The organism is Pantoea sp. Seng, assembly GCF_009829935.1.
GTDB classification, from domain to species: domain Bacteria; phylum Pseudomonadota; class Gammaproteobacteria; order Enterobacterales; family Enterobacteriaceae; genus Pantoea; species Pantoea communis.
The window spans coordinates 58,748-71,041 of record NZ_SZZV01000017.1; the positions used below are offsets into that span (position 1 = coordinate 58,748).

Sequence of the window (12,294 nt, forward strand, 5' to 3'; positions counted from 1 at the left end):
GTGCAGTACGGCATAGCATCACCTAACTATTAAACGGGTACCAGTGCTTGTTTATCATGGTATAAATACTACCCGTCTCGTTTGGAGATCTGCTCATGAGCACGGCTACTGCCCCCGTCACGGCTGAATACAACAATCGAAAACTGCTTGGCACTTTTTTACGCACCCGTCGTGAAAGTCTCGACCCTAATCGTCTGGGTTTGCCGCATATGCGTCACCGCCGTACACCCGGATTACGCCGTGAAGAAGTGGCGCAGTTAGCGGATGTCGGCGTGACCTGGTATACGTGGCTGGAACAGGGTCGCGATATCAAAGCCTCGCCAAAAACCCTGACGGCCATTGCCACGGCATTGCAGTGCAACGATGTCGAGACGCAGCATCTGTTTTCCCTTGCCGGACACTCGTTGCCATCGGTACGGGTGGCCGCTGCCTGCTGCAAAATCGCGGCGCATAATCAGCAGATGCTGGACGCGATCCAGTTACCGGCGATTATCGAAACACCGCGTTTCGATATTCTTGGCTACAACGCCGCATGGTGTGCGCTGATGGATGTGGATCTGGCCGGGATAGCTGTGGAAGATCGTAACTGCATCTGGCTGGCGTTCAATCATCCTGCCTGGCGCAAAGCGATGAGCGACTGGGACGACGTGATGCCACAAATGGTGGCGATGTTTCGAGGGCAAATGGGCGAACACCTTGGCGATCCGCACTGGGAAAGTTTTCTCGCTCGTTTGCTGAATAGCTCGGATGAATTTGCCCAAACCTGGCAACGCTACGAACTGGGCAAGGTGGAAAATCGGCTGAAGCGTTTTTACCGCGAGGAAGTGGGTGAAATGACGCTGCGCCAGAATAACTGGTGGTCTGCTTCACGCAACGGCGACCGCCTGCTGGTGTATGTACCGGATGATGAGCAGAGTGCGGCGTCACTGCAGAAATTGATGAAACGGTAAAAATCGGCCTCCTCAACACTATGCTCAACATCCAGTGATGCAAACGGCTGGAGCGGTCTTCAGGCCGCTGCAGCCGCACAACCTCAGAGTGAGGTCAGGGCTTCGAATTACCAGCGCTTTTCCGCAAACCAGGCTACCAGCCATTCGGTCAGGGCACTGATTTTCGCCGACTGAAGTTGGCTGGAAGGTTTAATCAGCCAGACGCCATCTTCCCCAACCGCCTGCCAGTCAGATAGCACCGGCACCAGCGATCCTTCGGCCAGCTCCTTTTGCACCAGCCAGTTGGCCGCCAGTAATACGCCCATGTCTGCCTGCGCGGCCAGCACCAGTGCATCCATTTCATCGCTTTCAAAACGCGTTTGCACCGGTACCGCGATTTGATGGCCGCCTTTCTCCAGCCGCCATTCCGGCCAGCTGTGCATTGGGGTAAATCCCAGACAGTCGTGTTGGCGGAGGTCCTGGGGCTGGCTTAACGCGGGATGACGATCCAGATAATCTGGCGCCACGCACAGCATTCGGCTGGTATCCGCCAGCTTACGCGCTATCAGTCGGCTATCGGTGAGCACGCCGATGCGGATCGCCATATCAAAATTATCCCCCAGCAAATCGACGTAGCGGTCGCTGCAATTCAGCACGATGCGAATATCGGGATAGGCCTGCAAAAAGCCCGGCAACGCCTGCGCCACCCAGCTGCGACCAAATGAGGCTGGCACGGTTAATCGGATGGTGCCCGCTGGACGCGCGGCCAGGGCCCGCGCTTCTTCTTCCGCTTCCCGCAATAGCTCATCAGCAAGTTCGATCTTCTGACGATAGCGCTGCCCTTCTTCCGTGGGACGTATCCGCCGCGTGGTGCGCTCAATCAGGCGAATGCCCAGCCGTTTTTCTAACGCAGCGATGCGGCGCGAGACCACGGAGATATCACGTCCTAACTTACGCGCGCCAGCGCTAAAGCTGCCCGCACGCACCACCGCTAAAAACGCTTCGCGTTGGCGAAAATCGTCATCCTGCATTATTGCTCCCTGTGCAATACTCATTTGGTTTTGGCATTGATTATAGCGCCTGTTTTCGCGACACACTGACTGAACTATGAAAACAGGCAGGAGTTTATAACCCACCTGATTTTAGGCCCCCATTGCAATACGGAAATGAATTATCATTCAAGTCTGTTAATAAGCTCTATAACAAAAATCGTTTATTGGTAATCCACATCCAGTATTGCAACTTTTTTATTATCATTAATATGTCTGAGCAGGGCCGTTGAAATGACGTTCCCTACCGACATCTTAATATTAACTTTATCGAACTCTACATTATCCGTTGTGACCTGGCTGTCACGGATGCATGTAATTTCCGCCATTGAATTATAGGTTTGCGTGGTACAGGTAGATTCGACTATAAGTCCCGTAAAGGTAACCGTTCCGCTGGTGTCTGCATTCAGAAAAGCAGTGGCGGAATTTGGGTTATTGCTTGGTGAGATAATCTTGTAACAATGGCGTCATGAGTTTAATGAGACATTGTCAGCGTCATTCATGAGTAAAGAGGTGTTGAGATCAAATATAATCAGGTCTTACGCCTTCAATACTCATGGCTACGGTCAGGTCATCAGCGACTTTTCACATCGTCAAAAAAGGGATGATCATTTGCTGTACAGAAAGGCATGTTGTTCACCTGCATCATTAATATAACGAAATTCAATGCTAAATGAATCAGGAAAACCGATGAAAATGAAAAAATTTGTCAGAAAAAGGTCGTATCAAAAGATCGGTATCCCGCACATCAGAATTTAATGGTCCGGCGTGGAGGCTGACTGCAATCACCGAGAGATGATTAGCGGGATCCAGCACCCTTTCTACCGCTGTAAATTAAAACATTTTTTAAAAAACACTATTGACCTCTAATTCTATATGAGTAAATTAATACCCAGCAGCACAATAAAAATCGATATTAAGTTTCTGAATAGTACTAAGTTGTAATAACACCGTTTGGCTTTAAAGGCCACGAAGTTTATTGTTTGGGATGTAGTTGCTTTCAGGCCTGGTTATAAATGTGCTGGTTAGCAAAATGGTAGTAAAACGCGACGATGTAAGGCCTTGTTTTTTATCTGCTGACGGTGTGTTTTGTGTACGGTAAGTGGCTCAGCAACGGGCAACGCATCAAAGAGTCTATATCGCTATGGAGGATGTGCTTGTTTAAAGTTGCCACGCTCGGTTTCTGAAAGCGAAGGCAAGTGTTTGACGAGATAAATAGAGGGAGGCTTTTAGTATTCATACCCAATATTGTCTGAAGTAAACGGGTTCATTTAAACGCAGTACAAATAGCAGTATCATTCTATTAAGTCTATTAATGTCAATTCTGAAGTCCGACGTACCTTAAAAGCCATGGCTGCAATGGTCGGGGCTTTTAAGATAATCCCCCTCCTTTGAAAGCTAAGTTCTCATAAGAAACCGTCAATAAAACTCATCATAATGATCCCATTCGATACCCCTCTGATGCGCTATTGGTAGGGATGTACTGACTGTGGCTCGTTCCCATCGGTCATGTTTGTTCAATGATGGTAATGAAGTCATCGTTAAAAAGCACGACTAATGACCGTCTTTTGCTTATCGCTCACAAACAATGATTCTGTAAGTATGACGGTGATACCGCAGCCTTACTTCCTGAAGAAACAATGCCTCACTGTAATGTGAAAAGTGTGACGCATCTCTGTAACGAAAAACATTCTCCAAGGCTGCGCTGATGACCCGATAGCAGATGGCGATAATCCTTCTGTACCCAAAAGGGCACATGACGACTAAATCCTTGGTAATAATTCGGCTCCCATCAGGGAGCCATTTATTTCCGGTGCTTTGCAGCTGAGTTGTCGAAGAAAAACGGTCGATACATGTTTAAAGCGCGTCGGTTTGAAAGGCTGCCTACGCTTAACGCAGTAAATTACGGCCCTACACACCTGTTATAGTCATCAATACAATATCACTTGCACAATGGTAATGACTGGATCTATCGACATGGCTGCGCTTTGTTAATCTCCTACTGCGCGCTGTCAGCGCAAAATTAAGGGTCATGAACCGCGGTATATACTTTCCAGCCCGCAGGTTTCAGGTCAGGTACCTGTATAACCGGGTTGAAGATTACTCCTGCACTGGTCGCGAAGTTTCCAGGAAAGCCACTTGTCGATCTCCTCATCAGGCAGGGGTCGAGAATAAAAAAAGCCTTGCGCTTGATCGCAACCATAATCCTTCAGCGCGGATACAACATTTGCATCTTCAACTCCTTCAGCCACCACCGTATAGTCAAGGTCCTTCAGCATGTTAATAATGCTGCGCGCAATGATACGGGATGCGGTATCCGATGAAATTTCACTGATAAGTGACTGATCCAGCTTAATGATGTCAAGAGGCATACGCCTCAAATAACCAATGTTGCTGGAGCCCGTGCCAAAGTCGTCCAGCGAGATATTAAATCCCTTCAGCTTCAGCCTTTCCAGCCCGCGCATAGCTGTTGGATTTTCGATAATACGTTCGGTCTCCATGCACTCGATGCCCAGCATTGAGGTGGGCAGTTTTGACCTGATCATCTTATCCTCCAGCATACTGGCAAAACCCTCGCGCGCAATATCGTGGCTCCCAACATTGATCGTAATGGGAAGCTGGATGGCGCTGTTGCGCAGCCTCTTTAGGCGGCCGATTGCACGGTCTGTGACCCAGCCCGTCAGTTTGCTGAGCAGCTCTGTCTGCTCTGCCAGGGGTACAAACAGCGCGGGTGAGAGCTCGCCACGAAGCGGATGGCGCCAGCGCACCAGTGCCTCCAGCCCCAAGGGCTGCCCGGTCCGCAGGCATATTTTCGGCTGATAAGCCAGCCACAGACCATTATCTTCTCTGATCGCGGCGACCAGATCGTTCATCAAAACTCCGTCATCACTGGACTGGACATCGGACGACTGGCTGAAGCGCATAGATGGCATACCCAATGCAATGGCCTCATGCAACGCGCTGATGGCACGGCGAAGTGTTTCATGCGCTGGGGTTTCTCCGCAGACAAAAGTTGTCTCTCCTGTGCGGGTACTGAGAGCTAAATAGATGCCGTCCCCAAGTTCGGCGTTGATTCCCTCCATACGTTCTGCGATCCACTCGGCGCTCAGGGGACTGCCAGCTCGCGTCAGCAGGGCAAATCGCCCGGTGGCAATGGTATAAAGTGATTCACTTTTGGCTGGCCGCAGGCGCAGCGGCAGCAGTGTAGCCACATCCTTGAGCAGGGTTTCCAACGCCTCAATGCCAATTGATCGGGCGAGCTCATAGGCACGCGGCATGTCAATGCAGTCTATGAGTATGAGACGGCGAGGCGCAGGGTCTGGCGATGCAGCGAGATACTGCAGGTCGCGAATGAGACGCTGGCGATTGGGAAGTCCGGTGACCGGATCCACAAAACCGGCGGAGTGCCACCCCTCCAAAAAGGACATCACCAGCGAGGCCAACTGTGTAAGGGTTTCAAGCTGCTCCGCGCTGAACGAGTGAGGAGCGGTATCGGTGACACACAGCGTGCCAAGCACGATACCCTCACGATTTTTCAGCGGTACGCCGGCATAAAACCTTATGAAGGGGGCTCCAGCGATGAGTGGATGCATAACGAAGCGGGCGTCCAGCCTTGTATCCGGCACAATGACAGGGCTGTCGCTGTCCACCACATATCGGCAGAGGGCATTCTCGCGTGTCGATTGTGTAAGGGCAAAGTTATGTGCGGCCTGTACGTGCTGGTAGTCGTCATCGAGTACGGAGATAAAGCTACCGGGAATGCCAAGGGCCTGGCTCGCTAGCTGCACGAATTTGGACAACACCTCGTCGCGGCTTTCGTCTGGGTGGCGCAGCACATTCAGCGCCCGCACACGGCGATCGATGTCGCTGTTAAGATTTATTAGCATGAGTTCCTCCGCCCCGGCCTGGATCCGGTGCGAAATAAAAATTTGAAAGCGGTAAAAAGCCATTTTCAGAGATGCGACCAGAAAAAAATCAGGTGACTTCCCTCATCAAAATTCACTATAGGCGTGATTGGTTTTAGTGCCAGTTAATGACCATAGTGAAACGATTAAACCAGATAAAAATTTTGGTTTAACCCTAATTTAATAGGTTTTATTTCCCGCCCCATCAATTTTTATCCATTGATAGATATAGCAAAATAAGCTGAGGTTTCTGAAAATAAAGCAAGAGTGACAGTGACTAAACAAATTTACAAAAATTTTCACCTTAAGTCGTTAGCGCCATACCGTGGAATCCACCGAAGTCTTCACGATAACCTTCCAAGTGTGGCTTTTTCAAATGGCTTTTATTGCTCCATGCCACAGACTTATTTCTGTATAAGAGTGGAATAAATGCTCATTCGTCAACACCTTAAATCAGCTGACGTGCTTTTTGTAAGGATTGAGTAAAAATAAAGAATTACCTGCGAAAGGAATTATAAATTTTTGATTCGGGCGTTAAAATAAAGAAAATCAATGATGAGTTTAAGATTTAAACCTTATGCCGAATGGTTTTGGCATCATGACGGAGAACCATCGCAACAATTGATTGTAATAAAAAATTCATAAAAAATTAATGTTTATCATTATGTTTAAACCTCATACAGGTAAGGAGTGTCCTTTGGGAAATCAGATTATGAATCGCCCCGTCATTGTCAGTTCCAATGTCAGAGAGCTTCGAATGGCTGCGGGTTTGTCGCAAGAGGCAGCAGCGGAGAGGTTCAATCTTAGCCTGCGCGTATGGCAAATGAAGGAGGCCACAAAAAATCCCGGTCTGCTGAGTCAGGGAGAATACGAATTACTTTTGCTCCTCGCCGGACGACATCCCTTTTATACCGTCATCCAGAACGCCAGGAAATAAAATGTTGGATTCAGTATGCCTCAAAAATGAGGCACGCGATGGCGAATTCGGACACATGTGCAGATGACCATGAAAGGCACCTCACTTTTTCATAAAATTATGCGTCAGTAAAGCGCCCGAAATTACCGTAATTTTTTTATTTTTCTACAGAGAGATGAATCTGAAACTATCCTGCGCTGCTTGACTCCGACTCTTTTTTGAACATCAAAAAGGCGTTACGCAGATTTTCAATCAGATTATCCAGAATACCGAAAGAGAGTTGAATGGCTTCAGTGTGAATAAAAAGATCAGTGTCATTTTCTTTAAACCACTGCCAGAATACTGAATCTTTTGACAGCATGAGGATAACCTTCTGATATCGCTCGAGGTGATTTAAATTATTAATAAATGTTGTCACGTCGGCATATTTCTTATTCCTCATCTGCCATAGCAGCACGTTTGCATGCTCGCTGATAAGAATAAGTTCCTGATGTTTTTGATGGTACGACGTTTTATCCATTATTATTTTTCATATCGGTTTTATTTTAAATTTTAGTGGGCCCGACGGTTTTGCTCACCGGGCCGTCATTTTCTCAAAAACTTTGCCAGCTACCTTCCAAATCTGCCTGAGGTGCTGCCCGATTTAACGATGGACGTGATACTGAAGTACGGGATGTTTCCGCGTTGATGGAATTCAACTCCTTCGGAGCGTTCAGGGTAAAAGCTGACACCAGATTATTTAGGGTAGAGGCCTGCTCCATGAGTGAGTGGGACGCTGCGGAGGCTTCCTCTACCAGTGCCGCATTTTGTTGTGTCACGTCGTCCATCTGGCTGACCGCCTGGTGCACCTGCCCTATCCCCAAGGTCTGCTCCTGAGCGGCAGCCGCGATTTCATTCACCAGATCGTTGACCTGCCGGATGGCGTCATTCATGCGGTTCATATTGTTGCCGACCTCTTCAGCCTGCGCTGAACCGGTGCGAACAAACTGCATCGAAGATTCAATCAGCTCTTTAATCTCCCGGGCAGAGGTGGATGAGCGCTGGGCAAGATTTCGCACCTCTCCGGCAACCACGGCAAATCCACGCCCCTGCTCACCAGCTCTTGCAGCTTCCACCGCGGCATTAAGCGCCAGAATATTAGTCTGAAACGCGATACCTTCAATAATGGAAATAATGTCGGTAATTTTCACCGCACTGCTGTTGATATCAGACATGGTCTGCAACATGCCCTGAACTTTATCCGTGCTATCATCTGATATCAGGCGGGTATTATGTGAAAGCTGGCTGGCCAACTGGGTATTTTCCGCTGTCTGGCGGACAGTTTCACTCAATTCTGACATGCTGGCAGCGGTCTGTTCCAGCGAGGCCGCCTGCTCTTCCGTCCTGGACGATAGATCCTCGTTACCGGCAGAAATCTGAGCCGATGCGGTACTGACAGAGCCAGAAGAGGCGCTCACAGATAACAGGGCTTTTGAAAAAGCAGCAATAAGATGATTAAAAGCCTTGGATGTCAGGCCAATTTCATCCCTACGGGATTCATCTGCACTCAGCGTTAAATCCAGATTATTACTGACGTTTTCCATAACGGTACGCATGCCACTAAGGCTGGTGCGAATGTTTCGTATGGTTAACATGGCCAGCGCACCCAGAAGAACGACGACCAGCGTTGAGCTTATCAGCATGCCCCAAAAGGTGAGGAAGTAGGTGCGATCATTTTTTTTGCGCAGTCCGTTACCAATTTCCAGATTAAGTTGGAGTTGTTTCTTATATCCAACAATCAGGTCACGAGCAAGCTGGCCGACTCCATTATTGCCCTGCAAGAGCGCGAGCGAAAGATTACTATTTAGGGCACGTGAACTCTCCAGAAAGGCAGGGAGTTTATTACTGAGCTCTTTCATAGTGGCTATTGCGCTCTCAGTCATTCGTCGGTCCTCATCACTAGAGATCTCATTCTCAAGATAAAATTGATTAAGGGCATTCATCTTATCTATCCGCGCATTAATCTCTTTCTCAACGTCAGACATTCTCGCTGCGTCTGGTGAAGTCAGGTGTCGGTACATCCAGATAGTGAGTTCGTTAGACCCACTGACCAATTTACCCAGATCAATTACAGAGGCAGTAGCGTTGGACTGAATGTAATGAAAGCGCGCTTGAAAACCTGAAATAACCACAAGAGAAGTAATAACAACAGCAATAATTGCTGCAGATAACAATGAGCAAATTAGGGTTAACCGCTGGGAAATATTCATGCTTATTCGCCTGATTTGAGAGAAGGAAAAACGTGAACTGATTCAATTGATCAGGTTATCGGCAGGGAGAATGAAATGCTTAGCATTAATATTTTATGATTAATTACCATCCTATTGGAGCGTCACACTGCAGTGTTGAACTCAACGTTATTGTCATTCTGGATGATAAGCTCACTAAACTGGGAACTCAGCGCAAATGCCATTTGGCCTGGCGTTAGATTGAGATGAAAGACGCAAATTGGTTTGTACTGTGACTGAGGATCATTGGCAGGACAATAAAATCTGGTTCTACGAATCAAAATTAATGGCAGAAAATCTCTTCTAAACATAGTGATACGTAAACTCCGAATACTTTAAACTGAGTTGCTGAAAAAAATTCGCTGAAGTCCCGTGCCAATCATCATAGAGCTTTCCTGACTTAGAAACCTTCGCTTGTTCGACATTTTCTCTCGTCCCGCCACAAGCGTTCTTAAGCAGTAAATATCGCCACGTCCCTATGGTCTATATTAAGCCTGACTTAAGTAAATATGCGTGAGTGACAATTTTGCGCTAATGTTTACTGCATGATTTCCCTGATTACACACGTTATCAACAGGAGCAGCACACATCTCATAAGGAGACAGATTATGACTGATTACCTCCCTACCGATTCTATTGCGAACCAATTCTTATCACTCATTTGAAACCGCAGGTTAGGGCATCGAACCCAGGTAAACGCCCTATTCTGATACCTACCCCTTGAACTTAAACGCCCTCAATTCAATCATGAGTTCCGCAAAGCGAGGCGGTGCGGACGTTGACGAGGCGTGAGATGAGCACTATTTTTTGAGCGAGGTTCAAGACGATTAGCAACAAGGTTCCTCAGCCACAAAATTATCAAAAGATTGGCCAATCAACCCTGACCAGGCGCAGGGTATTTTAGGACGATAAAACTTTTCGGGGCGGGTGTTGATGAGATTACGTTCACTGCAGGTTCTCTGTCTGCTCAACTTCTTTATCGCTGATGTGCGGGATGGGCTGGGGCCGTTTCTGGGCATTTTTCTGGTATCCCACCACTGGCGAGCGGAAGAAATTGGTCTGGTGATGACATTGGGCGGATTAGCTGGACTATTGGCTACCTTCCCCGCAGGGATAATTGTCGATGCCACCCGTTTTAAACGACTGTTGATTGTTACTGCATCTCTGCTGATTACCTTAAGCGCCCTCGCCCTCTGGTATTTCCCCACATCTGCTGTGGTTATTTTATCGCAAATTATTACTGGTATTGCGGCAGCTGTCGTCGCGCCAGCGATTGCGGGTATCACCTTAGGTATCACCGGTCAAAAAGGTTTTTTGTCACAGATGGGACGAAACGAAGCTTTTAACCATAGCGGCAATATGACGGTGGCGGTGCTGGCGGCCATCACCTGCTGGATCTGGGGCACCGGTTCGGTATTCTTGCTGATGACCACAATGGTGGTGTGCGCGGTTTTATGCACTTTAGCGATCAACAAAAACGACATAGATCACGATGTGGCCAGAGGAATAGAAAAGCATGAAGGTCCTACCGTGTCTGTCTCTGTGTTGGCATTACTCAAGCGACCTGAACTGGCAGTAACAGGGATGACCTTGCTTCTTTTCCATCTGGCCAATGCAGCGCAACTGCCAATGTTAAGCATGCAGGTCGCCTCCTCTTCCACGGAGTCTCTGTTTTCGCCTGGCACCTATGCTGCCCTCACGGTCGCTATTTCTCAAGCGGTGATGATCCCCGTCGCATTGCTTACCGCAAGGTATGCATCACGGTATGGTTATGCCAGACTTGTCGTTATTGCGCTGATTGTACTGCCATTTCGTGCGGCGATTGCGTCGTTCTGGAGCAATGAGTTCGTGTTGTTTCCCGTACAGGCACTGGACGGTGTCGCTGCGGGTATTTTAGGCGTTGCCGTTCCCGGACTTATCGCCTCATTATTCAATGGTTCAGGACATATCAACGCCGCGCTTGGGCTCGTTATGTTGCTACAGGGATTGGGAGCCTCACTCAGCCCGGCATTGGCTGGTGCCATAGTCAGCCACACCTCATGGAGCTTTGCCTATCTTGTTTTGGCAGGCATTGCGCTTTGCGCCGTTTTCATATGGATAATATTCAGCAAGCATGTGTTTAAATCACTTTAGCCTGAACAAAAAACGTTGTTGGGAATAATATGATGGCGATTGATTGACATAGCGCATGAATCACACGTATTACTCACGCTGATAAAAATCCCAAAAAACATCCCTGGCGCTCATTTTTATCCTGAATATCCTTTTCAGGCATAAAATTTTACTTTAGCCATCAATGTTTCGCCCCTTAACGTAGCGCCAGAAACGTTCCGCCGTCAGGTTTAAACGCGCGCCAGATCGATAAACATAAGCCGATATCTTCAGCGAAAGGCTGTGATCCATGATCGCCAGCCTTCTCTCCTCCAACTCGCGCTGAATCGAGTAATCTGGCAGCCAGCCAACGGCATCGCCTTTGAGGATCATTCTCTTTAACAACTCACTCATCGAAGAGACAAAGGTCAGGATAAAGGTGGTGTTAGGTATGCGATCAATCACCTGATTGACCTGACGCCCCATATAACTGTCATTGGCATACTTGACCAGCGGCAGTGTGTCGCCATTGATGGAGAAAATCGGCTTACCGTGCTGGTCACAGGGTGAAACCAGGTGCAGCGCGGAATCGAAAATTTTGTGATTGATAAACGGATAATTCATCAGCTCTTCATTATAAAAGGACAGGATGAAATCACTTTTCCCCTCTTTCAGGTTAAATACGGCATCGTTGACGTTAATCGATTCAACAAAGAAAACTTTATCAGGGCTGTCACGGTAATCCGCCAGTATATCGGGCAGCAGCAGGACGGAAAGCGAAGGCGCCGCATCGATACGGATACTCTGCTTAAGCTTATCTTCACCCTTAATTCGGCTGATCTGGAAGTCCATATCGTCGAGCATGTTCCTGGCATAGCCGACAAATATCCTGCCCTGCGGCGTCAACTGTGGCGGGTTCACTTCACGATTAAAGACGCTGAAACCCAGGTTCGATTCGAGTGCCTGAATCCTTCTGCTAAACGAGGATTGCGAAATATTTCGTCTCTCTGCCGCAAGCGTAAAGCTGCGGCATTCTTCTAATGCAATCACATCATAGAACCACTTCACTTCGAGGTTACTTAGCACGTCTTTTCTCCAATTGCAGCCCCCAATTCTATGCATTTTTTACATGACAAA

Annotated in this window: 8 protein-coding genes; 3 read left to right on the forward strand and 5 right to left on the reverse strand. The window is 48.0% G+C overall.

Annotation, left to right across the window (positions count from 1 at the left end; translation table 11 throughout):
- The first annotated feature begins 95 nt into the window (after positions 1 to 95).
- A complete protein-coding gene (locus FD737_RS17435; RefSeq protein ID WP_097118766.1) occupies positions 96 to 950 on the forward strand; it encodes a helix-turn-helix transcriptional regulator in 855 nt (284 codons plus the stop codon).
- 107 nt (positions 951 to 1,057) lie between these two features.
- On the opposite strand, the gene FD737_RS17440 is transcribed toward FD737_RS17435, so the two are convergent.
- Both FD737_RS17440 and FD737_RS17445 read right to left on the reverse strand, forming a co-directional pair.
- Entirely contained in the window at positions 1,058 to 1,960 is a 903-nt protein-coding gene (locus FD737_RS17440) for a LysR family transcriptional regulator (RefSeq protein WP_160834124.1), read from the reverse strand.
- 2,090 nt (positions 1,961 to 4,050) lie between these two features.
- Complete coding sequence (locus tag FD737_RS17445) at positions 4,051 to 5,865, reverse strand: sensor domain-containing phosphodiesterase (RefSeq protein ID WP_160834167.1); 1,815 nt, start codon at positions 5,863 to 5,865, stop codon at positions 4,051 to 4,053.
- A 715-nt stretch (positions 5,866 to 6,580) separates the two neighbouring features.
- Here FD737_RS17445 and FD737_RS17450 point away from each other — a divergent pair.
- The gene (locus FD737_RS17450) at positions 6,581 to 6,820 is read left to right on the forward strand and encodes a transcriptional regulator (RefSeq protein ID WP_176505782.1); all 240 of its coding nucleotides are present in this window, start codon (positions 6,581 to 6,583) and stop codon (positions 6,818 to 6,820) included.
- A 166-nt stretch (positions 6,821 to 6,986) separates the two neighbouring features.
- On the opposite strand, the gene FD737_RS17455 is transcribed toward FD737_RS17450, so the two are convergent.
- Together FD737_RS17455 and FD737_RS17460 are read right to left on the reverse strand one after the other, a co-directional pair.
- Positions 6,987 to 7,319, reverse strand: a complete 333-nt coding sequence (locus FD737_RS17455) for a hypothetical protein (RefSeq protein WP_160834125.1) — start codon at positions 7,317 to 7,319, stop codon at positions 6,987 to 6,989.
- Positions 7,320 to 7,392: 73 nt separating this feature from the next.
- Positions 7,393 to 9,048: a methyl-accepting chemotaxis protein gene (locus FD737_RS17460; RefSeq protein ID WP_160834126.1), complete on the reverse strand. Its 1,656-nt coding sequence runs from the start codon at positions 9,046 to 9,048 to the stop codon at positions 7,393 to 7,395.
- Between the two features lie 951 nt (positions 9,049 to 9,999).
- Here FD737_RS17460 and FD737_RS17465 point away from each other — a divergent pair.
- Positions 10,000 to 11,199, forward strand: a complete 1,200-nt coding sequence (locus FD737_RS17465) for an MFS transporter (protein WP_160834127.1) — start codon at positions 10,000 to 10,002, stop codon at positions 11,197 to 11,199.
- Positions 11,200 to 11,352: 153 nt separating this feature from the next.
- On the opposite strand, the gene FD737_RS17470 is transcribed toward FD737_RS17465, so the two are convergent.
- Positions 11,353 to 12,243 (reverse strand): LysR family transcriptional regulator, encoded by an 891-nt coding sequence (locus FD737_RS17470; RefSeq protein WP_097118762.1) that lies wholly within the window; start codon positions 12,241 to 12,243, stop codon positions 11,353 to 11,355.
- Positions 12,244 to 12,294: the final 51 nt, after the last annotated feature.

Excerpts from the sequence above, each read along its gene's own strand:
- FD737_RS17445 (WP_160834167.1), bottom strand. The coding sequence starts at position 5,865 with ATGCTAATAAATCTTAACAGCGACATCGATCGCCGTGTGCGGGCGCTG.
- FD737_RS17440 (WP_160834124.1), bottom strand. The coding sequence starts at position 1,960 with ATGCAGGATGACGATTTTCGCCAACGCGAAGCGTTTTTAGCGGTGGTG.
- FD737_RS17435 (WP_097118766.1), top strand. The coding sequence starts at position 96 with ATGAGCACGGCTACTGCCCCCGTCACGGCTGAATACAACAATCGAAAA.
- FD737_RS17465 (WP_160834127.1), top strand. The coding sequence starts at position 10,000 with ATGAGATTACGTTCACTGCAGGTTCTCTGTCTGCTCAACTTCTTTATC.
- FD737_RS17460 (WP_160834126.1), bottom strand. The coding sequence starts at position 9,048 with ATGAATATTTCCCAGCGGTTAACCCTAATTTGCTCATTGTTATCTGCA.
- FD737_RS17455 (WP_160834125.1), bottom strand. The coding sequence starts at position 7,319 with ATGGATAAAACGTCGTACCATCAAAAACATCAGGAACTTATTCTTATC.